The following is a 21,942-nucleotide window of genomic DNA, read 5'->3' on the forward strand; positions in this document are numbered from 1 at the left end:
TTTTAAGATTGGATTTACTGATTAATATAGCGGCCAACCAACACATAACTCTCAAAATGGATGACACAGCATGAGCACACTGATCAACAAGGTACTGTTTACCCGCGCTGGCTACGGCCTCACGGTCCTGCGGATCTTCGTCGGCATCATCTTCGCCGCTCACGGATCGCAAAAGTTGTTCGGTGCATTCGGTGGCTATGGTCTGGCGGGCACTGCGCAGTACATGGAAAGCCTCGGCCTGACGCCCGGCTACGTCATGGCCACCTTGGCCGGAGGCACTGAATTCTTCGCCGGTCTGGCCCTGATCATCGGTCTGCTGGTACGCCCCGCAGCGCTGGGGCTGGCATTCCTGTCGCTGGTCGCGATCTTCACCGTGCACATCAGCCACGGTCTGTTCATGGCCAACAATGGTTATGAGTTTGCCCTGGCCCTGTTGGGTGGCAGCATCGCGGTATTGATCGAAGGTGCCGGCAAGCTGTCGGTGGACCGCGCCATCGCAGGCTGACCGCTCTGGCTCAACGAAAAGGCCCGCATTGCGCGGGCCTTTTTTGTTGTGCGTCATTCTTGACACTGTCCGGTCAGCTTCTCTAGGATGCTGCCCATGCGCCGATTTAAACAGCTACTTGCGGGGCGCCAGGTGACTCATTTCAGTTACCGATAGAAGCTTGAAACAGGCTTCGAAATACCGCTAAAGCGCTGGTTCGGTGTTGCCTCTCACCTGCCATGCAGACTTTTGAGGCAGAGACACGACACGATGAATGCATTAAACCCCGTTGTACGCCCCGCGCCGATTACGGCACACCTCACCCAGCGCAATCCAAAAATCCTGCTTGGCGGTAAACATCAGCCGACGCTCCTGCGTTACCTCGATGGCTGGCCACGTCGCACCGGCGGCCCGGCAGCGTTCCTGATCCAGTTTGTCGAAGACGGTGAATCGCTGGCCCGGTTTGCCAGCGACAGTTTCGATCTGGCAGTGATTCAGTCGCCCAGCATCGAGGACGCACCGCAAATGATCAGACAACTGACCCGCGTTGCCCGCCAAGGGCTGATTACCCGGCGCTGAGGTTCAGGGATACTCGATCGCCACGATATACACACACTGCTCGCCAGTCGGCGTCTGGACCCGGACTTCAGCGTCCAGCGCCTTGCCGATCAGGGCGCGTGCCAGCGGTGAGTCGATACTGATCAGGCCTGATTTCAGGTCCAGTTCATCCGGCCCGACGATGCGGTAGCGCGATTCTTTGCCGTCCTCGTCTTCGATGGTGACCCAGGCGCCAAAGTAGACTTTGTTCGGATCGCTGGGCTTCTCGCTGACCACTTTGAGCGCTTCCAGCCGTTTGGTGAGAAAGCGCACGCGACTGTCGATCTCGCGCAGCATTTTCTTGCCGTAGGTGTATTCGGCGTTTTCCGAGCGATCACCCTGCGCCGCTGCCTCGCTGACCGATTGCGTCACTTGCGGCCGGCGCACGTGCCAGAGCTCATGAAACTCGGCGCGCATCCGCGCTTCACCTTCCGGGGTGATCAGCGCGGTGCCGGCGGTGCGGGGAGGGCGATAACGGCTCATGGCGACTTCTTGTGGTTGCGAAGGCTGAAGTCTATCAACCCTCGCGCAACACTGTCAGGGGGCTGGCGTTCAAGGCACGGCGTGTGCCGAAGACGCCGGCACCGCCGATCAGCACAGCGCCGATCAATGGCAGGACCAACAGCCACGGGTGCGGGTGCCATGGCAGATCGAACGCGTAGCGGTACAGCACCAGGCTCACCAGTTCCGATCCGAGCGCTGCCAATAATCCGCTGACGGCGCCCAGCAGGCCGAACTCGATCCGCCGCGCCTTGACCAGCAATTGTCGCTCGGCCCCCAGGGCTCGTAGCAATGCGCCCTGACGAATGCGTTCATCGAGCGTCGCTTGCAGGCCCGAGAACAACACTGCCATCCCCGCCGCCAGCACGAACAACAACACATATTCCACCGCCAGGGTGACTTGGGCGAGGATGCTGCGCAGCTGCTCCAGCAAGGCTTCGACTTGCAGGATGGTGACCGCCGGGAAGGCGCGGGACAGGTCGACAATCTGCTGATCGTGACCTGCCGCCAGATAGAAACTCGTCAGGTAGGTCGCTGGCAGATCCTTGAGTGTGCCCGGCTGGAAGATCATGAAAAAATTCGGCTGGAAGTTGTCCCAGTTGATGTCTCGCAAGCTGGTGACCTTCGCTTCGCGATTGACCCCGCCCACGGTAAACACCATGTGATCGCCCAATTTGAGTTTCAGGCTTTCGGCGACTTTACCTTCCACCGACACGCCGGGAATGTCATCTGCCGGCTGCTCGCTCCACCAGTTGCCGGAGGTGAGTGCGTTTCCTGTCGGCAGGTCCGCCGCCCAGGTCAGGCTGAGGTCGCGCTGGATCGCCCGATCCCCGGCCGAGTCCTTGCTGACGATCTCCTGCACCGGCTCGCCGTTGATGCTGATCAGCCGTCCCGGCACCACCGGGTAAAGCGGCGCCGATTGTGCTGACAGTTCGATCAGGCGATCGGTGAAGGCCTGTTTGTCCGCCGGCAGGATGTTCAGCGCGAAATAGTTCGGTGCGTTTTTCGGCAACTGATTCTGCCAGGTGTCCAGCAACTCTCCGCGCAACAGGGCGATCAGCGCCATGGACAGCAGGATCAACCCGAAGGCCAGTGATTGACCGGCCGCCGCGAGTGGGTGACGCAGCAATTGCCCCAGACCGAGGCGCCACGGCAACGAAGCGCGGGCGAGCATGCGGCGCAGGCTTTTTAGCAGCAACAACAGCAAACCGCCGAGTACCAGCGCCGCAATCACACCACCGCCGAGCAGGGCAAACGTCAGCACCAGGTCCAGGCTCAGGCGCCACATGATCAGCCCAAGTGCGCCCAATGCCGCGCCGTAGACCATCCAGGTGCTGGAAGGAATCGGCAGCATGTCGCGACGCAGTACGCGCAACGGCGGGACCCGGCCGAGCGCAGCCAGTGGCGGCAAGGCGAAACCGGCCAGCGCCACCAGCCCGGTGCCGATCCCGGCGATGGCCGGAAACAGGCCGCCCGGCGGCACATCGGTGGGCAACAAATCGTGCAGTAGCGCGAACAGTCCGAGCTGCGCCAACCAGCCAATCAGCGCACCGCTGATGCTGGCCAGCAGGCCAAGCACCGTCAACTGCAAACTGAACAGCACCATGGTTTCCCGACGGGACAATCCCAGGCAACGCAGCAACGCACTGGCGTCGAAGCGGCGGGTGGCGAAGCGCGTCGCCGACAGCGCCACCGCCACACCCGACAACAGCACTGCCACCAGGCTGGCCATGTTCAAGTAACGTTCGGCCTTGCCCAGTGCGCCGCCAATCTGTCGGTTGCCGTCGCGCGCGTCCTGAATGCGCTGGTTGGCAGCGAGTCCAGGCTTGATCAGTTGGCGATAGGTTTCCAGCGTTTCGGCCGGTCCGCGCCAGAGTTCACGGTAGCTGACCCGGCTGCCGGGTTGCACCACGCCCGTGGCGGCGAGGTCACTGAGGTTGATCAGCACACGGGGCGTCAGGCTGTAGAAATTGCCGGCGCGGTCCGGTTCATAGGTCAGCACCCGCGCCAGTTTCAGGGTGCGCAGGCCGACGTCGATGCTGTCGCCCATCTTCAAATCCAGGGCGGTCAGCAGCCGCGCTTCTACCCAGGCTTCACCAGGTTTCGGTCCGCCCCCGGTTTCTTCCAGGGCGAAAGGCGCCGGGGCGCTTTTCAGTTCGCCGCGCAGTGGGTAAACCTCGTCGGCGGCTTTGATGCTCGACAGTTGTATGCCGTTGTCGGTGGCGATGACGCTGGAGAACTCCACCACCTGTGCGTGTTCGAGTCCCAGGTCCGTGCCGCTTCTGATCTGTTCGGGACGTGCCGGTGAACTGCCTTCGAGCAGCAGGTCGGCGCCGAGAAATTCGGTGGCGCGCAGCATCATGGCGCCGTTCAGGCGGGCGCCGAAATAGCCGATGGCAGTACTCGCCGCCACCGCCACCACCAAGGCGAAGAACAACACCCGCAGCTCACCGGCGCGGGCATCACGCAGCAGTTGGCGGAGGGCGAGACTGAACAGGCGCAACAGCGGCAGGCGTGCCATCAAGGCTCCAGAGGGGCGACCAGCAGGCCGGCTTCAAGTCGGATCAGGCGCCGGCAACGGTGTGCCAGGCGTTCGTCGTGAGTCACCAGCACCAGGGTCGTGCCGCGCTCCTTGTTCAGTTCGAACAGAAGATCGCTGATGCGCTCGCCGGTGTGGCTGTCGAGGTTGCCGGTGGGTTCATCGGCAAACAGCACGTCAGGTTCGGCGGCGAATGCACGGGCAATCGCCACGCGTTGCTGTTCGCCACCGGAGAGCTGGCGCGGCGAGTGAGCCAGGCGCTGGCCCAGGCCGACGCGCTGCAGCAGTTCTGTGGCGCGCTCACGGGCGTCTTTGCGGCCATCGAGCTCCAGCGGCAGCATGACGTTTTCCAGCGCGTTGAGGCTGTCGAGCAGCTGGAATGACTGAAACACAAAACCCACGTGCTCGGCGCGAATGCGCGCACGCTGGTCTTCATCGAGATTGCTCAGGCCCTGGCCGGCGAGGGTGACTTCACCACTGCTCGGCAGGTCGAGGCCGGCAAGCAGGCCAAGGAGGGTGGATTTGCCGGAACCGGAAGCGCCAACGATGGCCAGGCTGTCGCCCTTGTTCAGTTCCAGGCTGAGTTCGTGCAGGATAGTCAGTTCACCTTCCGCGCTGGGAACCACTTTGCTGAGGTTCTTCGCGGTGAGAATGCTTGCGCCCATGGAGAATCCGATGCGAGTGTGGTTTTTGAGTGCTGGCCTGGCCTTGATGTGCATGGCCCAGAACGCAGCGGCGGGTACGGTCCTGATCGTTGGCGATAGTATCAGCGCCGGTTTCGGACTGGATACCCGCTTGGGGTGGGTGTCGTTGCTTGAACAACGGCTCAAACGCGAAGGTTTCGACGACAAGGTGGTCAATGCGTCCATCAGCGGCGACACCAGTGCAGGAGGCCAGGCGCGCCTGCCAGCGCTGCTTGCAGAGCATAAACCTGAACTGGTGATCCTCGAGCTGGGCGGCAATGACGGGCTGCGCGGAATGCCCCCTGCTAATTTGCAACAAAACCTTGCGTCGATGATCGACAGCTCCAGGGACAGCGGCGCCAAGGTGCTTTTGCTCGGCATGCAGTTGCCACCCAACTATGGCGTTCGTTACACCGAGGCATTTGCGAAGGTCTACAGCACGCTGGCCGACGAGAAAAAGATCCCGCTGGTGCCGTTTTTTCTCGACGGCGTGGGCGGCCATCCGGACCTGATGCAGGCCGATGGCCTGCACCCGGCTGTCGGGGCTCAGGACAAGTTGCTGGAAAATGTCTGGCCGACACTGAAACCGCTGCTTTGACGCTTTTCTAGTGGCGGTGTTTCGGCTAAGGTGGCGCCCCCGATTTGGAGCCCCCGATGCCGCGTCCTGCCTGGTCCCTTTTTGCCTACCAACTGATCGAGCCTGACGAACAGCTGGATCTGTTCGCCTGCCAGGAAGTACGGGTGCATTTGGTGACGCGTCAGCTGGAGCTGGGCGGCTCGGCTGATCGAACCTTGTGTGGCAGCTTGCTGCCGGCACAACCGCGCTGGTCGAGCGTCGACCGCCGGGTGTTCCAGGACCAGCGCCTGTGCTCGCTGTGCCGGGCGATTCTGGAGTCGCAGAAGCGCGGGACTTCGCCGATCTGGCCTGAGTTGCGGTTTGAGCTTTGATGGCTCGGTGTTCCGCCTGTGGGAGATTCCATGTTGCGCCACGATTGGGGATGTTCAGGTTGTGGGTTGTGGGTCGTGTACATATCCATTGCTGCGGTGACGGCTGCTATTGGTTTCGCCCTTACGGCGAGTCACTTTGAAAAGCGCAAAGTAACCCAACGCTCTTGCCCCACCACTTGGCACCTCGCTTAGGCTCGGTGTGCCCTCACTCCGGCATTGCTCCGCGGGTCGCCGCGAAGGGCCATCCCTGGCCCAGCGCGGCTAAACCGGCATCCATGCCGGTTTACCCGCTGCGCAATACCTCCGTTCGGCCAGCGTGGTTAACGGGGCGCTCAGGATCAACATCAAAATCAAAACCGCGGCGGCCTTCGGGCCGACCTGACGGTTAGTTCGACCAAGTCATCGCAGTTGAACACCAATGCCACGCCCACCAAATTCCCCACTGTGGGAGCGAGCTTGCTCGCGATGGCGGACTGACATTCAACATTGATGGCGACTGACACTCCGCTATCGCGAGCAAGCTCGCTCCCACAGGGATTTGCATCAGGTCAGAGGTTGTGCACGCTCAAACCAGCGAAGCGCGCCCGCTTGATGCCACGGTCGGCCCAGAGGCCGCCGAGGTTTTGATGTTGATGTTGATCCTGAGCGCCCCGTTAAACCACGCTGGCCGAACGCAGGCATTGCGCAGCGGGTAAACCGGCAAGGATGCCGGTTTAGCCGCGCTGGGCCAGGGATGGCCCTTCGCGGCGACCCGCGGAGCAATGCCGGAGTTGAGGGCACACCGAGCCCAAGCGAGGTGCCGAGTGGTGGGGCAAGAGCGTTTGGTTACTTTGTGCTTTTCAAAGTGACTCGCCGTAAGGGCGAAACCATTAGCCGCCGTCACCGCAGCAACGGATATGTACACCTAAAAACCCAGCCGAAAAAGCGCTCTATCGGCGCGTCTCCCCGAATCCCGAACCGCCAGTGTACAATCGCGTTCTTATACCTAGTCGATCATAGGATTTTCCGGATGTTGCCGCGCTTTCCTGCCGTCACCCGCTGCCTGACCCTTGCCGCCCTGTGTGTGGCAGGCCCCGTAGCAGCATTGGAGTTGCCCCTGCCACCGCCCGGTGAAGACATCGTCGGCCAGGTGCAAGTGATCAAGGCCAAATACGAAGACACCTTCGCTGACCTTGGTACCACCTACGACCTGGGCTATTCGGAAATGGTCGCGGCCAACCCCGGCGTCGATCCATGGTTGCCGGGCGCCGGTACCGAGATCGTCCTGCCGACGCGCTTCATCCTGCCGCCGGGCCCACGCGAAGGCATCGTGATCAACCTGGCTGAATACCGTCTCTATTACTTCCCGAAAGGCCGGGACGTGGTTTACACCTTCCCGCTGGGAATCGGTCGTGAAGGCTGGGGCTCGCCGATTGCCCACACCAGCATCATTGCGAAAACGCCGAACCCGACCTGGACCCCTCCAGCGTCGATCAAGGCCGAACACTTGGCGGATGGCGATCCGCTGCCGAACGTCGTCCCGGCCGGCCCGGACAACCCGCTGGGGCCATTCAAGTTCACCCTGGGCACACCGGGCTACCTGATCCACGGTTCAAACAAGAAGTTCGGCATCGGCATGCGCACCAGCCACGGTTGCTTCCGCATGTTTAACAACAACGTGCTGGAAATGGCCGGGATGGTGCCGGTGGGTACATCGGTGCGCATCCTCAGCGACCCTTACAAATTTGGCGTGAGTGCCGGCAAGGTCTACCTGGAAGCGCATACACCGCTGGACGACAAGGGCAACCCGTCGGTGGTCGACAAGCACACTGCGGTGATCAACGCGATGCTCAAGCGTGAAGACATCACCAATAACCTGCGCATGAACTGGGACGTGGTGCGTGATGTAGTGGCCGCGGAAGACGGACTGCCGGTGGAAATCGGCGTGCCGGGTACGGATGCACCGATGGTATCGAGTGCGCCGATCGACCCACTCCAGTAAGACGTGCACAGAACCCGCCGATGCAGGCTGCATCGGCGGGTTTTTTATGGCCTGGACAAAAAACCGGGCCATAAAAAAGCCGACCCAAAAATGGGTCGGCTTGATAATAATCCCGAAGGACTATTACTTGCGGCTAGCTTTTTCCAGCATGCGCAGAGCACGCTCGTTAGCTTCGTCAGCAGTCTGTTGTGCTTTTTGAGCAGCAGCCAGAGCTTCATCAGCTTTACGGTAAGCTTCGTCTGCACGAGCCTGGGAGCGAGCAGCTGCGTCTTCAGTAGCGGTCAGACGTGCTTCGGTTTCTTTCGATGCGCTGCTGCAACCGGTAGCCAGAACTGCGGCCAGAGCCAGAGCAGAGAATTTCAGAACGTTGTTCATCGTGTTCCCCTTCAAGGACTTTCTATTAAGTAGCTGTCTCCTCAGAGTGAGGAAATAGCCGGCGTACATACTACCCATTACTTGTCGTAAGTAAACTGACGTACAGCAAGAAGCAAAAAAAATTGTAGGCGTTGATTCTTTTTCGAGCAACTTTTACTTGCGCTGATTAAAAAATATCCAGCTGCAAGGCCCGAGCTGAGCGAGTTGGCACGAAAAAGTTCCCGCAAGCCAGCACTGTTTTCCAGTCTCGACTAAAGTCTGTGTATATGGATTCGTCTACACTTTTGTTCGGGATTTGCGCAGCAGCTCTCAACTCTTTCTCCTAGTTGAGGTGACTTAAAAGAGAGACGCTCGTCTTAAGTCTCAACATCCGGCAATGTTCAGGCTATCGACCCGCACAGCTATTCGGTCGAGCCGTCCCTGCGAAACCCGGAGCAGCACCCGCCCAACCTTGCGTGATGACGAGCGTACCTTGAGCATTTCTGCCAATGGTGCCTACTATTTATACGTGCTCGGTTGCGCGAGATCGGTGCAGCTCTTCTCGGTGTCCATTCAGGCACGGGGTGGCGTAGATGTTCCTTCGCCGGAAAAACATCGGTAAGGTAGGGGTCAGAATTCAAGACCCGCGAGGAGTTGTGATGAGCGAGGCGTTGTCCATCAACCATGACCAGGCAGGTCATCAGTTCGAGACCAATGTGGACGGTCATCGTGCCTACCTGACCTATATGGATCTGGGGAAACAGACTCTGGATATCTACCGCACCTTCGTGCCCAATGCACTGCGGGGTCGCGGTATTGCAGCAGCCTTGACCGAGAAGGCGCTGGAGTACGCTGAGGAAATGGGATACACCGTCATTCCGTCGTGTTCCTACGTGGAGCGCTACATGGAGCGCCACCAGCGGCATGCGGCCAAGCTGAGTCAGTAAAACGTACACATAAAAAAACGCCGGGTTAAGCCCGGCGTTTTTTTGTGCGCGAAAAACGCTGATCAGGTGCGATCGCGTTTCGGCAGCACGTCCTTGAGCTTGGCATGCATGCTGCGCAAGGTCGTCTCGGTAGCAGACCAGTCGATGCAGGCATCGGTGATCGACACGCCGTATTGCAAGTCGGCGAGGTCTTTCGGGATGGCCTGGCAACCCCAGTTCAGGTGACTTTCGACCATCAGGCCGATGATCGACTGGTTGCCTTCGAGGATCTGGTTGGCGACGTTCTCCATCACCAGCGGTTGCAGGGCCGGATCCTTGTTGGAGTTGGCGTGGCTGCAATCGACCATGATGTTCGGTTTGATCTTCGCCTTGTTCAGCGCTTGTTCGCACAGGGCGACGCTCACCGAGTCGTAGTTCGGCTTGCCATTGCCGCCGCGCAAGACCACGTGACCGTAGGCATTGCCCTTGGTGGTGACGATCGACACGCCGCCTTCCTGGTTGATACCGAGGAAACGATGCGGGCTGGAAACGGATTGCAGGGCGTTGATCGCGACGGTCAGGCCGCCGTCAGTGCCGTTCTTGAAGCCGACCGCCGAGGACAGGCCGGACGCCATTTCACGGTGGGTCTGGGATTCGGTGGTGCGCGCGCCGATGGCCGACCAGCTGATCAGGTCCTGCAAATACTGCGGAGAGATCGGGTCGAGGGCTTCGGTTGCAGTCGGCAGGCCCATTTCGGCCAGGTCCAGCAGCAACTTGCGACCGATGTGCAGACCGTCCTGAATCTTGAACGAGTCGTCCAGGTACGGATCGTTGATCAAGCCTTTCCAGCCGACGGTGGTACGCGGCTTCTCGAAATACACGCGCATGACCAGATACAAGGTATCGGACACTTCCGCAGCCAGTGCCTTCAGGCGGTCGGCGTATTCGTGGGCGGCCTTGATGTCGTGGATCGAGCACGGCCCGATGACGACGAACAGGCGGTGGTCGGTGCCATCCAGAATGTTACGAATGACTTCGCGGCCCTTGGTGACGGTGCGCAGGGCCGCGTCGCTCAGAGGAATATCGCGCTTGAGCTGGTCAGGAGTGATCAGCGTCTCGTTGGAGGCGACGTTTAGGTCGTTGATCGGTAAATCAGCCATCGTTTACTCGTCAGGTCACGGGTGCCGGCCGCCAGCGAACCCGCGCGGCGGAGCACAGCAAATTAAGCGCGTCGGGGAGCGGAACCTTAGCGCGTTACACCGTGGCTCGACAATGGGCAGACACCGGTTTAAGGGCCATTTGCAACTAATAGATAACGTCGCCTAGTCCAGCACAGCCTGGGCAAAGGCCTTGCGAACCGTGTCATGAGAGAACTCGTCGGCGTGCTGTTGCACCCATTCCAGGGCCAATGCCTGGCTTTCCTGCAAATCATCATGAGCGTCGTGCAAGCGACAGTAACGGTCGATCTGACACACCTGTTCACCCATTCGGGCGCTGAACATCATTTGCTCATCGACAAAAGCAATGCCCACCAGATAGCCGCGTTTGCGCCGCAGGCACCAGGCCACGTAGCCCAGATAGCGCAGGTCGGGGTTCAAGGTCGGCATGCGCACTTCCAGCGCCGTACCGTGGCGCCAGGCGCGGTGGTAATTGCAAGCCATGCCCCCGAGGCTGATAGTGTGCAGCTGTTGCCGTGAAATACACTCAGGTTTGAGCAACGTTAATTCGACGGGCACATCGTCAGGATGAGGAATAAAGCGTCCCATGAGCACGGACTCCATGTGTCGGCCATCTGACATTGTTTTCCCCAGTATAGTGGTCGAAATACAACTGACCGATTTCGACGCCGACCAACGGTTGCTGGCGATGAGCGGGGTGTCGCTGGTTGTTTTCACCAGCGTCGGCTGCTCCGGTTGCCGGTTTGCCCGAGAACAATTGCCCAGGCTCGATCTGCCAGTCGATCGCCTGTGCTGGATCGACGCCGGGGACAATGGCGGTGTGGTCGAGCGCTATCAGGTGTTTCATTTGCCGGCGCTGTTTGTGGTGCGCGACGGTGAATTTTTCGGCCCAATACACTCCCGCCTGACCGGCCCCGAGCTGAATCGAGCCGTTGAACAGGCGTTGACGAGAACAGCAGAGGAGTTGCCATGACGGCTGCAATCACCAAACCGACCATCGGTATTATCGGAACCGGGGCGATCGGCGGGTTCTACGGGGTCATGCTGGCGCGGGCCGGTTTCGATGTGCACTTTCTGTTGCGCAGCGAATTTTCAGCGGTCGCCGAGCGCGGACTGCACATCGACAGCGCACCGCATGGCACGCTGACGTTGAACCCGGTGCAGGCTTACTCGTGCGCCGAGGACATGCCGCCCTGCGACTGGCTGCTGGTTGGCGCGAAGACCACCAGCAACGCCGATCTGGCGCCGGCGATCATGAAAGCCGCGGCGCCGAATGGCAAAGTATTGCTGCTGCAGAATGGCCTGGACGTCGAAGACAGCCTGCGCACACTGCTCCCCGATTCGCTGCATATTCTTGGCGGCCTGTGCCTGATCTGCGTCCATCGCACCGGGCCGGGCGCGATCACCCATCAAGCCCTTGGCGCGGTGAATATCGGCTACCACAGCGGGCCGACTGCCGATGATCCGGCGCGCATGGCGATCGTCGAGGAGGGCGCCGGGTTGTTCCGCAGCGCCGGCATCGACTCTCAGGCCATGCCGAACCTGCATCAGGCACGCTGGCAAAAACTGGTCTGGAACATTCCTTATAACGGCCTCTCGGTACTGCTCGGGGCGGGCACGGCGCCGTTGATGGCCGATGCCGACAGTCGGGAACTGATCAAGGCGTTGATGGCCGAAGTGGTTCAGGGCGCGAAGGCCTGCGGTCACGACATGCCCGCCGGGTATGCCGATTTCCTGTTCACGATGACCGAGAAAATGCCGGACTACTGGCCGAGCATGTACCACGATTTTCTGCACAAGCGACCGCTGGAACTGGCGGCGATTTATGCCCGGCCACTGGCAGCGGCCAAGGCCGTCGGCTGCGAATTGCCGCGAATCGAGGCGCTGTACCGCAGTTTGAGTTTTATCGATCGACGTAACACTTGAGTCGATCAACCGAGGGGGAAGGGCATGGCAAAGACGATTGACGACAAACTGGTCCTGGCGATTTCTTCGCGCGCGCTGTTCGACCTGAGCGAAAGCCACAAGATTTACCTGTCGAGCGGTGTCGAGGCTTATCGGCAGTATCAGATCGAGCACGAAGACGAAATCCTCGAGCCCGGCGACGCATTCCCGTTGGTGGAAAAACTCCTGGCCCTGAACGCCAGCCTCGGCCGTGCCAGGGTCGAGGTGATTCTGGTGTCGCGTAACAGCGCCGACACCGGCTTGCGCGTATTCAACTCGATTCACCATTACGGATTGGCGATCTCCCGCGCGGCGTTTGTCGGTGGACGCAGTCCTTATCCTTACCTCAAAGCCTTTGGTTGCGACCTGTTTCTGTCGACCCACGCCGAAGACGTACGCAGTGCACTGGATGCCGGGTTCGCCGCGGCGACCATTCTGTCGGGCGGTGCCAGCCGTGCCGCGAGCGATGAATTGCGCATTGCCTTCGACGGCGACGCGGTGCTGTTTTCCGACGAATCGGAGCGGGTTTACCAGTCCGGCGGTCTTGAAGCGTTTCAGGCCAGCGAGCGCGAAAGTGCGCGTGAGCCGTTGCGCGGCGGACCGTTCAAAGGCTTTCTCGCGGCGCTCAATCTGCTGCAGCGCGAGTTCCCGGAGGACGCCTGTCCGATCCGCACCGCACTGGTGACAGCACGTTCCGCGCCGGCTCATGAACGGGTGATCCGCACCTTGCGCGAGTGGGACATCCGTCTCGATGAATCGCTGTTCCTCGGTGGCCTGACCAAATCCGCGTTCCTCGAAGCCTTTGCCGCCGACGTGTTTTTCGATGACCAGGCCGGTCATTGCGAGCTGGCCCGCGAGGTGGTCGCTACCGGCCATGTGCCCCACGGCATAAGCAACGAGCAAAAGGTTTAAGCCCGCGGTTCAACGCGTTACGCGGGACGTCGTACTCGCCAAGGCACTGCTAAGCTGAATCAATCTCCGCCATGTTGGCACGAGGAGGTCATATGATTCGTTCGATGCTGTATGCAACTGACCTCGGCCTGTACGCCCCTTTGGTGATGCAGCATGCCTTGGCGCTGGCGCGAACATTCAATGCCGATCTGTACGTGGTGCATGCAGTTGAACCCATGGGGCTGTTCGCCGAATCGGTGCTTCAGAGCTACCTTGACGAGCAGGCGTTGAATGAGTTTCACAGTCAGGGGCTGAACACGGTCATCGCGAATATCGAGCAGCGCGTGCTCGACAGTTTTCGGGAAGAACTGGGGGAGGAGGGCGAGCAGGACCTGGAACGGATTCAGGCCGTGCGGGTGCTTCAGGGCGATCCGTCACAGGTGATTCTCGACCAGGCACAGAAACTCTCCGTGGATTTGTTGATCGTAGGAAGTCACAGCCATGGTGCTGGCGCGGAAACGCCTCTGGGCAGAACCGCAGCGCGGGTATTGCAGTTGTCTCGGGTGCCGGTTTATCTGGTGCCGCTGGTAGAGCGTCGCCGTCACGGGGATCGCTAGCGCGGCAGTGGTGGCAGTTTGATAAAAAAGTTCTAGATTTATTCTTCAAACCATTAATATAGTTATATACCGTCGCTGATGCCCGTGGCGTCTACCTGCTTTGAGGGATACATATGAAGCTTCAACAACTGCGCTACATCTGGGAAGTGGCGCACCACGACCTCAACGTTTCGGCTACCGCCCAAAGCCTGTACACCTCACAGCCCGGTATCAGTAAACAGATCCGTCTGCTGGAGGACGAGCTGGGCGTCGAGGTGTTCGCTCGCAGCGGCAAGCACCTGACCCGCGTCACCCCGGCCGGCGAGCGCATCATCACCACCGCCGGCGAGATCCTGCGTAAGGTCGAGAGCATCAAGCAGATCGCCCAGGAATTCTCCAACGAGAAGAAAGGCACCCTGTCGATCGCCACCACGCACACCCAGGCGCGTTACGCGTTGCCGCCGGTGATCAGCAATTTCATCAAGCAATACCCCGACGTCGCGCTGCACATGCACCAGGGTTCGCCGATGCAGATCGCCGAGATGGCGGCTGACGGCACCGTCGATTTCGCCATCGCCACCGAAGCCCTGGAGCTGTTCGGTGATCTGGTGATGATGCCGTGCTACCGCTGGAACCGTTGCGTGGTCGTGCCTCAGGGCCACCCGCTGACCAAGGTGTCGAAACTGACCCTCGAAGCGCTGGCGGAATACCCGATCGTGACTTACGTGTTCGGTTTCACCGGTCGCTCGAAACTCGACGAAGCCTTCAGCCACCGCGGCCTGACGCCGAAAGTGGTGTTCACCGCCGCCGACGCCGACGTGATCAAGACTTACGTTCGTTTGGGCCTGGGCGTGGGGATTGTGGCAAAAATGGCGGTCGACGCCAAACTCGACAGCGACCTGGTCATGCTCGATGCCAGCGATTTGTTCGAATCCAGCATCACCAAAATCGGTTTCCGTCGCGGCACCTTCCTGCGTGGCTTCATGTGCGACTTCATCGAGAAGTTCGCCCCGCACCTGACCCGCGAAGTCATGGCCAAAGCCATTCAATGCCACAACAAGCAGGAGCTGGAAGAGCTGTTCGACGGCGTCGAACTGCCCGTCCACTAAGGGGCGTCCTGCCTTGGTCAGATCACCTCGGTAACAGAAAACTGTTGCCGGGCGCCGGCCACCAGAATCTCCACCTCGTCCCCTTCGAACTTGCCCAGCAAGCTTTTGCCCAGCGGGGAGCGAGGGGTGATGACGGTAATCCATTGCCCCACCAGATCGACCTTCAAACCTGCGGCATCAGGGGCGAGAAACAACCATTGCTCACGACCCTTTTCATCCTCAAGGCCAAGCAGCGCACCGACTTCGATGCCGCGCTGTTCGTCGTACGGCCGCAGATTCAAGTTCTGGCACAGCGTCAATGATTGCTTGATTTCCTCAACGCGCCGGGCCTGCCCGGCCGCCAGATAAGACGCCTCCAGACCCAGCGTGTCGTACTTGTTCTCGGCGATGTTTTCTTCGTGGGTCGCGGTTTCGTAGGCGGTTTGCGCGGCACGCTCGGCGATGTCGAGATCGATCCGCAGCTTGTCGATAATCAGTTGGTGGACCGTTTGCTTATTCATGATCAATCGCAGAATTGCAGGACGTTGGCGCGGCTTTTTTCGCTCGGTGCGGTCTGGTCCTGTTGCAGCCAGAACTGGCATTTCGGATTGGCCTGATTGCGCCGGGTGCTGCGGGCCTGATCCAGGCGCTGCTGCTGCTCGTTCTTGCGCAGGTTCTCCTCGTACTGCTCGAACAGTGGGCTCTGCGCAGGAATGTCCGGCGCCGGTTGCACCACCACTGGCGGTTTCGCCAGTTGCTCGACCGCTTGTGCAACCGGGGCCAATTGCTCGCTGAACAACAGGCGCGCGGCAATCCAGCAGCTCAGCGCGATGGCGAGGAATCCCAGCCACACTCCGAGGGCAATGCTGCCACTCAGTTGCAACGCATTGAGCCGGATCGGCAGCGGGCGGCGCGGGTTGGGACGGTAGGGCATGACTGCCTCCTGGCGGGTGGTCGCGGGCGAGTGGCGATTGTCGCATGAAGATTAATCGCCGTCGGCTCTTCTGCACGGGGTAATTTATGCGGACAATCGGCGCCTTTGCCAACGGGAGCCTGGAATGCCTGAACTGAACACCCGCTGGGATATTTTTTGTACCGTCGTCGATAATTTCGGCGACATCGGCGTGACCTGGCGTCTGGCCCGCCAATTGGTGGCCGAGCACGGGCTGGACGTGCGTCTGTGGGTCGACGACTTGCGGGCGTTTGAGCGACTGTGCCCGGACATTGACGTGCATGCCGGGCAACAGTGGCAGGAAGGTGTCGATGTCCGCCAGTGGCCTGCCGACTGGTTGCCCACCGACGCCGCTGATGTGGTGATCGCCGCGTTCGCCTGCCAATTGCCCGGTGCCTATATGGACGCCATGGCCGCGCGGGAGAAGCCGCCGCTGTGGATGAACCTCGATTATCTGAGTGCCGAGGACTGGGTGATCGGCTGCCACGGGCTGCCGTCGGTGAAATACAAAAACGTGCAGAAGATCTTTTTCTTTCCCGGTTTCCAGAAGGGCACAGGTGGGTTGCTGCGTGAAAGCGGATTGCTTGAACGTCGCCGGCAATTTCAGCAAAGGCCCGAGGCTCAGCGACTATTCTTGCGAGGCCTGGGGATCAATCCTGTGCAAGGCGCGCAACTGATCTCGCTGTTTGCCTACGAAAATGCCGGGCTGGCCAGTTGGCTGGACGTTATGGCTGCGGATTCGGCGCCCACGCATGTGCTGGTGCCCGAAGGGCGGATTCTCGGGGATGTCGAGCGCTGGCTCGGCGTTGAAAGTATGGCCGCCGGCGCGGTGCATGTGCGCAGCTCAGTAACTGTGCAAGTGCTGCCGTTCGTCCGGCAGGATCAGTACGATCAGTTGCTCTGGTGCTGTGATTTCAATGCCGTGCGTGGCGAAGATTCCTTTGTTCGGGCGCAATGGGCGGGCCGCCCGCTGCTCTGGCACATCTATCGCCAGGACGAAGACATTCATCTGGACAAGCTCGACGCCTTCCTCTCGCTGTACACAAAAGGTCTGTCGGCACCTGCCTGCGAGGCGATCAGCGGGCTTTGGCGGGCGTGGAATGCCGGGCATGATGTGTCGGCTCACTGGTTGACCACCCGTAATCACTGGCCGGAACTTCAAAAACATGCCGAGGCGTGGTGTCTGGAACAGGCCTTGCAGGCAGATCTTGCCGCAGCGCTGGTACAGTTTTACCTAAATTGGATATGATACGCGGCCTAGATTTTTGTAAATCCCATCCAAATTCGGATATTCGTAATGAAAACTGGTAAAGAACTGAAACCCGGTACCGTGATCCGTCTCGAAAACGATCCATGGTTGGTTCAGAAAGCTGAATTCACCAAATCCGGTCGTAACAGCGCGATCATGAAGACCAAGCTGAAAAACCTGCTGACCGGTTACAAGACCGAGATCGTTTACAGCGCTGACGACAAACTGGACGACGTAATTCTCGACCGCAAAGAAGCGACTCTGTCCTTCATCAGCGGCGACACCTACACGTTCATGGACACCACCGACTACACCATGTACGAGCTGAACGCTGAAGACATCGAAGCCGTTCTGCCTTTCGTTGAAGAAGGCATGACCGATGTTTGCGAAGCGATCTTCTTCGAAGAGCGTCTGGTTTCCGTAGAACTGCCGACCACCATCGTGCGTGTGGTTGACTACACCGAAGGCTCCGCTCGCGGTGACACTTCCGGTAAAGTCATGAAGCCTGCCAAGCTGAGCAACGGTACTGAGTTGCAAGTGGCTGACTTCATCGAAATCGGCGACAAAATCGAAATCGATACCCGCGAAGGCGGTTCCTATAAAGGCCGTGCCAAATAAGCACAGCTTCAGGAATGAAAAAGCCCGACCATTGAGTCGGGCTTTTTTGTGCCTGAAAATCAAGGGATCGCAGCCTCGTTTTACTCGACAGCTCCTACATGGGTTCTGCATATCTCTGTAGGAGCTGTCGAGTAAAACGAGGCTGCGATCTTTTGATTACACGGTAACGTGCAGGCGCACTTCAACATTGCCGCGGGTGGCGTTGGAGTACGGGCAGACCTGGTGGGCCGCATCGACCAGGGTTTGCGCATCGGCTTGTTCGAGGCCCGGCAGGCTGATGTGCAGGTCGATGTCCAGGCCGAAACCGCCAGGGATCTGACCGATGCCGACGTGGGCAGTGATCGAAGCGTCGTTCGGAATGGTTCGTTTGGTCTGGCTGGCAACGAACTTCAGTGCGCCGATGAAGCAGGCCGAGTAACCGGCGGCGAACAGCTGTTCAGGGTTGGTGGCTGCACCGCCGGCACCGCCGAGTTCTTTCGGGGTGGCGAGTTTGACGTCGAGGATGTTGTCGCTGGAAACCGCACGACCGTCACGGCCGCCAGTGGAGGTTGCGATTGCGGTGTAGAGAGTTTGCATGATGTGAGCCTCGTTCGTTCTTGGTTGTTCGCGCTAACTGTTTGCGCGCTAAGTAAGTGGCGAGATGAATGTATCGCGCTAATAGTTTGCGCGCAAGATAAAATTTCAAATTATTTCGTCGCAACTGGGCGGGACTGCCGGGACAGGCATTTAAGAGAAGCGCAAAACCAAATGTGGGAGCGATCTTGCTCGCGAAGGCGGTGTGTCATTCAACAATGATGGCGACTGACACGGCGTCTTCGCGAGCAAGCTCGCTCCCACAGGGATTTTTAGTTGTCTCGAGGTTAAAGGCTGTCCTGCAGATTGCTGCGCAGCACTTGCAGCTCCGCTTGCAAGGCCTGCAGCCGCTCAAGGGTCAGGCCGCTGGCGCCGAGGATGCACTGGGGAACGCTGCGTGCCTGTTCTCGCAACGCACGGCCCTGTTCAGTCAGTTCGACAATCACCACGCGCTCGTCCTCTCGGCTGCGGGTGCGGCTGAGCAAGCCTTCGACTTCGAGGCGTTTGAGCAGCGGCGTCAGCGAGCCGGGATCGGTCAGCAGTCGCGCGCTGATTTCGCCTACGGTCAAACCGTCCCGCTCCCACAGCACCATCATCGCCAAATACTGCGGATAGGTCAGCCCCAGCGCTTGCAGCAAGGGCTTGTAGACCTTGGTCAGCAGCAGTGAGGTGGAGTGCAGGGCGAAGCAGGCCTGATTGTCCAGCAACAGGTCGTCGCAGTTATCCGGGGTGTTGCGTTGGGTGGTCATGGTGAAGCCTTGATCAGTGATTTCATGAATCTAGCGGGCGAATGTTTAATGCGCCAGATAATTCTCGACTAGTGGCGTTCGAGGTTGGCGTGCAATGCCAGATCCCACGGCGGAATCGGGCTGAAACGTGTCTTCAGGTATTCCAGCAGCAAGCGACTGCGGGAATTGGGTTGCTGCTCCAGACGCAAGGCGTAGATACCGGTGGTTTCCGGGGCAGGCAAACCGTTTTCGCAGAACAACGGCAGTAATTCACCGCGCAACAGGTATTCGCTGGTCAGCCAGGTCGGCAAGTGCGCGATACCCAGCCCGGCCAGCGCGCCGCACAGCAACGCCTCGGCATTGTTGGCGCTCATGCGGATGCGTCCGGGGCGGTGTAAATGCAGCTGCCCATTGCGTTCGAAGCGCCAGGCGAACGGCGGGGCCAGGCCATCCCAGTCGAGGCCATCGTGTTCATTGAGTTGCGCAGGAGCGGTCGGCAGGCCGCGACGTTGCAAGTATTCGGGGCTGGCGCAGGCGATGCGCAGCATGCTCGCCAGCGGCGTAGCCACCAGCCGGGTATCGGCCATTTGCCCGGCGCGCAGCACCAGATCGACCTTGCCAAGGTTCAAACCCTGCATGTCGACGAAACTGTCGATCAGGTGCAGTTGCACGTCGAGACCGGGGTAGAGCATCAAGAAATCGGCAATCACCGGTGCCAGATGCCGCCGGCCAAAAGCGGCCGGCGCGTCGATCCGGATCAGCCCTTCCGGGGCGCTGCTCAGGGACACTGCTTCAGCCCGGGCCAGCTGAAGCTCCGCCACGATCCGCCGCGCGCGCTCGGCAAATGCCAGGCCCGCCGGCGTCGCGCGCACTGCGTGGGTACTGCGAATGAACAACTGGCTGCCAACTGCGTTTTCCAGGCTGTCGATGCGCCGGGCTACCGCCGAGGGGGTCAGCGGGTGACGGCGCGAGGCGGCGGAAAAGCTGCCGGTTTCCAGTACATCGAGAAACAGGCCCAGTTGGTCGGTCAATTGATTGGGGTTCATGCTATTACCGTTGCTTGTGCAAAGTTGGCACAGCCATTGTGCGTTGCTGTGCGTTTCCCCGCCAGCCTCGACTGCGTAGGATGAGGGGCCTGAAAGGATAGGAATTCGACCGTGATTGAGTTTTTGATGTACCTGGTGTTCGGCGCAGCGCTCGGCACCCTGGGCGGGTTGTTCGGCATTGGTGGCGGTTTGATCGCCATTCCGTTGCTGGGCGTGTTGTTTGGTCTTGACCAGCAGATTGCACAAGGCACGGCGCTGGTGATGGTGGTTCCCAACGTCATGCTGGCGTTATGGCGCTATCACCAGCGCAACAAGATTGAATTGCGCCACGCATTGCCGCTGGCCTCGATGGGGTTTTGTTTTGCCTGGATCGGTTCTATCTGGGCGGTGGGCATTGACGCGCAAACCATGCGCATCGGATTTGTCGCCTTCCTGGTCGCACTGTCGGCCTACAACCTGCTGCGCATGTTTTCTGCCAAAGCGCCGGCGTCTACGCAGATGAATTACTCGTGGCCGTGGCTGGGGGTGCTCGGCGCGGCGTCCGGGACCATGGGCGGATTGTTTGGCGTGGGCGGGGCAGTGGTGGCGACGCCGGTGCTGACCAGTCTGTTCGGCACCACCCAGGTGGTTGCTCAGGGTTTGTCGCTGGCACTGGCGTTGCCCAGCACCGGCGTCACGCTAGTGACGTATGCCGTGCATCATCAAGTGGACTGGATGATCGGCGTGCCGTTGGCGGTGGGTGGCCTGCTGAGCATCAGTTGGGGCGTGAAGATTGCCCACGCCTTGCCGGAGCGGCTGTTGCGCGGCTTGTTCTGCGGCTTCCTGGTGCTGTGCGCGGTGATGCTCGCCTTTAAAGTTTGAAGCCTTCGACGATGTGTTCGGCCAGGCATTCGGTGATCGGCGAGGGGTTGTGCAAGTTGCGCAGCAGCATGATGCTCGCCTCCGGCAACACCGGCAGGTTCTCGGCTTCACCGAGAATGCGCAAGTCCGGGGTGATCAGGCTTTCCAGTTGCGCGGTGATGGCCAGGCCGGCACTGACCACCGCCATGATCGCCGACAGGCTGGAACTGTTGTAGGCAACGCGATAATCACGGTCCATGGCGTCCAGCGCGTTGCAGGCCCAGAGCCGGCAGAAACAGTCACTGTTGAACATCGCCAGCGGCAACGGCGTTTGCTCGTGAACACTGAAACATTGCGCCTCGGCCCAGACAAAGCGTTCCTTGCGCAACAACTGGCCGATCTCGTTGCCCGGCTCGCGGGTGACGATGGACAAGTCGAGGTCCTGACGCAGCAGCAATTGTTTTGATGATTCGCAGTGAACCTCGATCTGGATCAGCGGATACGACTGGGCAAAGCGCCGCAGAATTCCCGGCAGAAAACGCATCACGTAATCGTCCGGCGTGCCGATTCGAACCGTGCCGACCATGTGCGGCTCGCGCAGCGTGTTGAACACTTCGCTGTGCAATTTCAGGATGCGCCGGGCGTAACCGAGCAACACCTGGCCCTCAGCGGTCAGTCGCACCTGCCGGCCATCGCGCTGGAACAACTGACGCTGCAACACGTCCTCTTCCAGCCGCTTCATTTGCATGCTCACGGCGGATTGCGTGCGGTTGACCAACTCACCGGCGCGGGTAAAACCGCCCTGATCGGCGATGGCGACAAAGGTGCGCAGCACGTCGGTGTCGATACTCGGGTAGGCGGACATTCATCAATCTCCGAGATGTGTTGCATCAGAAACATTCGTTGGATTGATCTTAGCCCCGGCGCGACACTTGAGCCATCCCAAACGGAGGGCAACAAGATGAAAGGTCAAAAAGGCTATGTCGACGTCGAAAAACATTCCATCCACGTCGTGTCCGATTTGTTGCACAAGATCAGCCGCTGGTACGAGCTGCACCGTGAGCGCGAATTGCTGGCGGGCATGAGCGACGAAGCGTTGAAGGACATCGGGCTCAGTCGTGCGGATGTCGAGCACGAAAGCATCCGCCCATTCTGGGATGACCCGATGCACAAATGAGTTACCCACAACTACACAAACCGTCTCCCGGTGAGGTAGGTTGCGAGCA

27 protein-coding genes are annotated in these 21,942 nt (G+C 60.0%); 15 read left to right on the forward strand and 12 right to left on the reverse strand.

Annotated features, from left to right (window positions below):
- The first annotated feature begins 70 nt into the window (after positions 1 to 70).
- Both F8N62_RS21840 and F8N62_RS21845 read left to right on the forward strand, forming a co-directional pair.
- Complete coding sequence (locus F8N62_RS21840) at positions 71 to 505, forward strand: DoxX family protein (protein WP_150712628.1); 435 nt, start codon at positions 71 to 73, stop codon at positions 503 to 505.
- Between the two features lie 249 nt (positions 506 to 754).
- Positions 755 to 1,063 (forward strand): class I SAM-dependent methyltransferase, encoded by a 309-nt coding sequence (locus tag F8N62_RS21845; protein ID WP_150712629.1) that lies wholly within the window; start codon positions 755 to 757, stop codon positions 1,061 to 1,063.
- Positions 1,064 to 1,066: 3 nt separating this feature from the next.
- On the opposite strand, the gene greB is transcribed toward F8N62_RS21845, so the two are convergent.
- Genes greB through F8N62_RS21860 form a run of 3 tightly spaced genes read right to left on the reverse strand, consistent with a single transcriptional unit; the run spans position 1,067 to position 4,786 of the window.
- Positions 1,067 to 1,564, reverse strand: coding sequence for a transcription elongation factor GreB (gene greB / locus F8N62_RS21850; RefSeq protein ID WP_150712630.1), 498 nt, complete (start codon positions 1,562 to 1,564; stop codon positions 1,067 to 1,069).
- A gap of 34 nt (positions 1,565 to 1,598) precedes the next feature.
- Positions 1,599 to 4,103 carry an ABC transporter permease gene (locus tag F8N62_RS21855; RefSeq protein ID WP_150712631.1) on the reverse strand — a complete coding sequence of 835 codons (2,505 nt, stop codon included), beginning with the start codon at positions 4,101 to 4,103 and terminating at the stop codon, positions 1,599 to 1,601.
- Entirely contained in the window at positions 4,103 to 4,786 is a 684-nt protein-coding gene (locus F8N62_RS21860; RefSeq protein ID WP_150712632.1) for an ABC transporter ATP-binding protein, read from the reverse strand. The genes F8N62_RS21855 and F8N62_RS21860 overlap by 1 nt, the downstream gene beginning before the upstream one ends.
- 10 nt (positions 4,787 to 4,796) lie before the next feature.
- On the opposite strand from F8N62_RS21860, the gene F8N62_RS21865 reads away from it, so the two are divergent.
- The 3 genes from F8N62_RS21865 to F8N62_RS21875 all read left to right on the forward strand — a co-directional run bounded on the left by F8N62_RS21865 (position 4,797) and on the right by F8N62_RS21875 (position 7,733).
- Positions 4,797 to 5,402, forward strand: a complete 606-nt coding sequence (locus tag F8N62_RS21865; protein WP_150712633.1) for an arylesterase — start codon at positions 4,797 to 4,799, stop codon at positions 5,400 to 5,402.
- Positions 5,403 to 5,458: 56 nt separating this feature from the next.
- Complete coding sequence (locus F8N62_RS21870; protein WP_003226812.1) at positions 5,459 to 5,752, forward strand: hypothetical protein; 294 nt, start codon at positions 5,459 to 5,461, stop codon at positions 5,750 to 5,752.
- 1,009 nt (positions 5,753 to 6,761) lie between these two features.
- Positions 6,762 to 7,733, forward strand: a complete 972-nt coding sequence (locus tag F8N62_RS21875) for a L,D-transpeptidase family protein (RefSeq protein ID WP_150712634.1) — start codon at positions 6,762 to 6,764, stop codon at positions 7,731 to 7,733.
- Positions 7,734 to 7,856: 123 nt separating this feature from the next.
- On the opposite strand, the gene oprI is transcribed toward F8N62_RS21875, so the two are convergent.
- Positions 7,857 to 8,108: an outer membrane lipoprotei OprI gene (gene oprI, locus F8N62_RS21880; protein WP_003183784.1), complete on the reverse strand. Its 252-nt coding sequence runs from the start codon at positions 8,106 to 8,108 to the stop codon at positions 7,857 to 7,859.
- Between the two features lie 638 nt (positions 8,109 to 8,746).
- Here oprI and F8N62_RS21885 point away from each other — a divergent pair.
- A complete protein-coding gene (locus F8N62_RS21885) occupies positions 8,747 to 9,034 on the forward strand; it encodes a GNAT family N-acetyltransferase (RefSeq protein ID WP_008031384.1) in 288 nt (95 codons plus the stop codon).
- Positions 9,035 to 9,096: 62 nt separating this feature from the next.
- Here the strand turns inward: F8N62_RS21885 and F8N62_RS21890 are convergent, their stop codons facing one another.
- On the reverse strand, positions 9,097 to 10,173 hold the full coding sequence (locus tag F8N62_RS21890) for a 3-deoxy-7-phosphoheptulonate synthase (protein ID WP_150712635.1): 1,077 nt from the start codon (positions 10,171 to 10,173) through the stop codon (positions 9,097 to 9,099).
- Between the two features lie 162 nt (positions 10,174 to 10,335).
- On the reverse strand, positions 10,336 to 10,779 hold the full coding sequence (locus F8N62_RS21895) for a PilZ domain-containing protein (protein ID WP_150712636.1): 444 nt from the start codon (positions 10,777 to 10,779) through the stop codon (positions 10,336 to 10,338).
- Between F8N62_RS21895 and F8N62_RS21900 the strand changes: the two genes are divergently transcribed.
- From F8N62_RS21900 to cysB, 5 genes are all read left to right on the forward strand, one after another.
- A complete protein-coding gene (locus F8N62_RS21900; protein ID WP_150712637.1) occupies positions 10,778 to 11,164 on the forward strand; it encodes a thioredoxin family protein in 387 nt (128 codons plus the stop codon). The genes F8N62_RS21895 and F8N62_RS21900 overlap by 2 nt on opposite strands.
- Positions 11,161 to 12,117 (forward strand): putative 2-dehydropantoate 2-reductase, encoded by a 957-nt coding sequence (locus F8N62_RS21905; RefSeq protein WP_150712638.1) that lies wholly within the window; start codon positions 11,161 to 11,163, stop codon positions 12,115 to 12,117. The genes F8N62_RS21900 and F8N62_RS21905 overlap by 4 nt, the downstream gene beginning before the upstream one ends.
- Before the next feature lie 24 nt (positions 12,118 to 12,141).
- Complete coding sequence (locus F8N62_RS21910) at positions 12,142 to 13,047, forward strand: 5'-nucleotidase (protein ID WP_150712639.1); 906 nt, start codon at positions 12,142 to 12,144, stop codon at positions 13,045 to 13,047.
- A 92-nt stretch (positions 13,048 to 13,139) separates the two neighbouring features.
- Positions 13,140 to 13,643: a universal stress protein gene (locus F8N62_RS21915; protein WP_150712640.1), complete on the forward strand. Its 504-nt coding sequence runs from the start codon at positions 13,140 to 13,142 to the stop codon at positions 13,641 to 13,643.
- Between the two features lie 113 nt (positions 13,644 to 13,756).
- Positions 13,757 to 14,731 (forward strand): HTH-type transcriptional regulator CysB, encoded by a 975-nt coding sequence (gene cysB, locus F8N62_RS21920; protein ID WP_010461327.1) that lies wholly within the window; start codon positions 13,757 to 13,759, stop codon positions 14,729 to 14,731.
- 17 nt (positions 14,732 to 14,748) lie between these two features.
- Here cysB and F8N62_RS21925 read toward each other — a convergent pair whose 3' ends face one another.
- Together F8N62_RS21925 and F8N62_RS21930 are read right to left on the reverse strand one after the other, a co-directional pair.
- A complete protein-coding gene (locus F8N62_RS21925; protein ID WP_150712641.1) occupies positions 14,749 to 15,231 on the reverse strand; it encodes a GreA/GreB family elongation factor in 483 nt (160 codons plus the stop codon).
- Between the two features lie 2 nt (positions 15,232 to 15,233).
- Entirely contained in the window at positions 15,234 to 15,644 is a 411-nt protein-coding gene (locus F8N62_RS21930; protein WP_150712642.1) for a hypothetical protein, read from the reverse strand.
- A gap of 124 nt (positions 15,645 to 15,768) precedes the next feature.
- Between F8N62_RS21930 and earP the strand changes: the two genes are divergently transcribed.
- The gene (gene earP, locus F8N62_RS21935) at positions 15,769 to 16,911 is read left to right on the forward strand and encodes an elongation factor P maturation arginine rhamnosyltransferase EarP (RefSeq protein ID WP_150712643.1); all 1,143 of its coding nucleotides are present in this window, start codon (positions 15,769 to 15,771) and stop codon (positions 16,909 to 16,911) included.
- Between the two features lie 48 nt (positions 16,912 to 16,959).
- The gene (locus tag F8N62_RS21940; RefSeq protein ID WP_028619992.1) at positions 16,960 to 17,529 is read left to right on the forward strand and encodes an elongation factor P; all 570 of its coding nucleotides are present in this window, start codon (positions 16,960 to 16,962) and stop codon (positions 17,527 to 17,529) included.
- 156 nt (positions 17,530 to 17,685) lie between these two features.
- Here the strand turns inward: F8N62_RS21940 and F8N62_RS21945 are convergent, their stop codons facing one another.
- The 3 genes from F8N62_RS21945 to F8N62_RS21960 form a co-directional block, all read right to left on the reverse strand.
- Positions 17,686 to 18,105, reverse strand: a complete 420-nt coding sequence (locus F8N62_RS21945; RefSeq protein WP_133838258.1) for an organic hydroperoxide resistance protein — start codon at positions 18,103 to 18,105, stop codon at positions 17,686 to 17,688.
- 284 nt (positions 18,106 to 18,389) lie between these two features.
- A complete protein-coding gene (locus tag F8N62_RS21955; protein ID WP_150712644.1) occupies positions 18,390 to 18,851 on the reverse strand; it encodes a MarR family winged helix-turn-helix transcriptional regulator in 462 nt (153 codons plus the stop codon).
- A 68-nt stretch (positions 18,852 to 18,919) separates the two neighbouring features.
- Positions 18,920 to 19,876 carry a LysR family transcriptional regulator gene (locus F8N62_RS21960; protein ID WP_150712645.1) on the reverse strand — a complete coding sequence of 319 codons (957 nt, stop codon included), beginning with the start codon at positions 19,874 to 19,876 and terminating at the stop codon, positions 18,920 to 18,922.
- A 111-nt stretch (positions 19,877 to 19,987) separates the two neighbouring features.
- Here F8N62_RS21960 and F8N62_RS21965 point away from each other — a divergent pair, with 111 nt between their 5' ends.
- Complete coding sequence (locus tag F8N62_RS21965) at positions 19,988 to 20,737, forward strand: sulfite exporter TauE/SafE family protein (protein ID WP_150712646.1); 750 nt, start codon at positions 19,988 to 19,990, stop codon at positions 20,735 to 20,737.
- On the opposite strand, the gene F8N62_RS21970 is transcribed toward F8N62_RS21965, so the two are convergent.
- The gene (locus tag F8N62_RS21970; protein WP_150712647.1) at positions 20,727 to 21,581 is read right to left on the reverse strand and encodes a LysR family transcriptional regulator; all 855 of its coding nucleotides are present in this window, start codon (positions 21,579 to 21,581) and stop codon (positions 20,727 to 20,729) included. The two genes, F8N62_RS21965 and F8N62_RS21970, sit on opposite strands and share 11 nt — an antisense overlap.
- Positions 21,582 to 21,677: 96 nt before the next feature.
- Here F8N62_RS21970 and F8N62_RS21975 point away from each other — a divergent pair, with 96 nt between their 5' ends.
- Positions 21,678 to 21,893, forward strand: coding sequence for a DUF1127 domain-containing protein (locus F8N62_RS21975; RefSeq protein ID WP_150712648.1), 216 nt, complete (start codon positions 21,678 to 21,680; stop codon positions 21,891 to 21,893).
- Positions 21,894 to 21,942 lie beyond the last annotated feature (49 nt).

The organism is Pseudomonas fluorescens, from assembly GCF_902497785.1.
Taxonomy (GTDB): Bacteria; Pseudomonadota; Gammaproteobacteria; order Pseudomonadales; family Pseudomonadaceae; genus Aquipseudomonas; species Aquipseudomonas fluorescens_BO.

Bases quoted from the DNA above. Each gene is read 5' to 3' on its own strand.
- F8N62_RS21970 (WP_150712647.1), bottom strand. From the start codon at position 21,581: ATGTCCGCCTACCCGAGTATCGACACCGACGTGCTGCGCACCTTTGTC.
- F8N62_RS21870 (WP_003226812.1), top strand. From the start codon at position 5,459: ATGCCGCGTCCTGCCTGGTCCCTTTTTGCCTACCAACTGATCGAGCCT.
- F8N62_RS21905 (WP_150712638.1), top strand. From the start codon at position 11,161: ATGACGGCTGCAATCACCAAACCGACCATCGGTATTATCGGAACCGGG.
- F8N62_RS21890 (WP_150712635.1), bottom strand. From the start codon at position 10,173: ATGGCTGATTTACCGATCAACGACCTAAACGTCGCCTCCAACGAGACG.
- F8N62_RS21925 (WP_150712641.1), bottom strand. From the start codon at position 15,231: ATGAATAAGCAAACGGTCCACCAACTGATTATCGACAAGCTGCGGATC.
- F8N62_RS21860 (WP_150712632.1), bottom strand. From the start codon at position 4,786: ATGGGCGCAAGCATTCTCACCGCGAAGAACCTCAGCAAAGTGGTTCCC.
- F8N62_RS21910 (WP_150712639.1), top strand. From the start codon at position 12,142: ATGGCAAAGACGATTGACGACAAACTGGTCCTGGCGATTTCTTCGCGC.
- F8N62_RS21885 (WP_008031384.1), top strand. From the start codon at position 8,747: ATGAGCGAGGCGTTGTCCATCAACCATGACCAGGCAGGTCATCAGTTC.
- F8N62_RS21895 (WP_150712636.1), bottom strand. From the start codon at position 10,779: ATGGGACGCTTTATTCCTCATCCTGACGATGTGCCCGTCGAATTAACG.
- F8N62_RS21865 (WP_150712633.1), top strand. From the start codon at position 4,797: ATGCGAGTGTGGTTTTTGAGTGCTGGCCTGGCCTTGATGTGCATGGCC.
- F8N62_RS21955 (WP_150712644.1), bottom strand. From the start codon at position 18,851: ATGACCACCCAACGCAACACCCCGGATAACTGCGACGACCTGTTGCTG.
- F8N62_RS21960 (WP_150712645.1), bottom strand. From the start codon at position 19,876: ATGAACCCCAATCAATTGACCGACCAACTGGGCCTGTTTCTCGATGTA.
- F8N62_RS21915 (WP_150712640.1), top strand. From the start codon at position 13,140: ATGATTCGTTCGATGCTGTATGCAACTGACCTCGGCCTGTACGCCCCT.
- greB (WP_150712630.1), bottom strand. From the start codon at position 1,564: ATGAGCCGTTATCGCCCTCCCCGCACCGCCGGCACCGCGCTGATCACC.
- F8N62_RS21840 (WP_150712628.1), top strand. From the start codon at position 71: ATGAGCACACTGATCAACAAGGTACTGTTTACCCGCGCTGGCTACGGC.
- oprI (WP_003183784.1), bottom strand. From the start codon at position 8,108: ATGAACAACGTTCTGAAATTCTCTGCTCTGGCTCTGGCCGCAGTTCTG.
- earP (WP_150712643.1), top strand. From the start codon at position 15,769: ATGCCTGAACTGAACACCCGCTGGGATATTTTTTGTACCGTCGTCGAT.
- F8N62_RS21975 (WP_150712648.1), top strand. From the start codon at position 21,678: ATGAAAGGTCAAAAAGGCTATGTCGACGTCGAAAAACATTCCATCCAC.
- F8N62_RS21930 (WP_150712642.1), bottom strand. From the start codon at position 15,644: ATGCCCTACCGTCCCAACCCGCGCCGCCCGCTGCCGATCCGGCTCAAT.
- F8N62_RS21845 (WP_150712629.1), top strand. From the start codon at position 755: ATGAATGCATTAAACCCCGTTGTACGCCCCGCGCCGATTACGGCACAC.
- F8N62_RS21940 (WP_028619992.1), top strand. From the start codon at position 16,960: ATGAAAACTGGTAAAGAACTGAAACCCGGTACCGTGATCCGTCTCGAA.
- F8N62_RS21945 (WP_133838258.1), bottom strand. From the start codon at position 18,105: ATGCAAACTCTCTACACCGCAATCGCAACCTCCACTGGCGGCCGTGAC.
- F8N62_RS21855 (WP_150712631.1), bottom strand. From the start codon at position 4,103: ATGGCACGCCTGCCGCTGTTGCGCCTGTTCAGTCTCGCCCTCCGCCAA.
- F8N62_RS21875 (WP_150712634.1), top strand. From the start codon at position 6,762: ATGTTGCCGCGCTTTCCTGCCGTCACCCGCTGCCTGACCCTTGCCGCC.
- cysB (WP_010461327.1), top strand. From the start codon at position 13,757: ATGAAGCTTCAACAACTGCGCTACATCTGGGAAGTGGCGCACCACGAC.
- F8N62_RS21900 (WP_150712637.1), top strand. From the start codon at position 10,778: ATGAGCACGGACTCCATGTGTCGGCCATCTGACATTGTTTTCCCCAGT.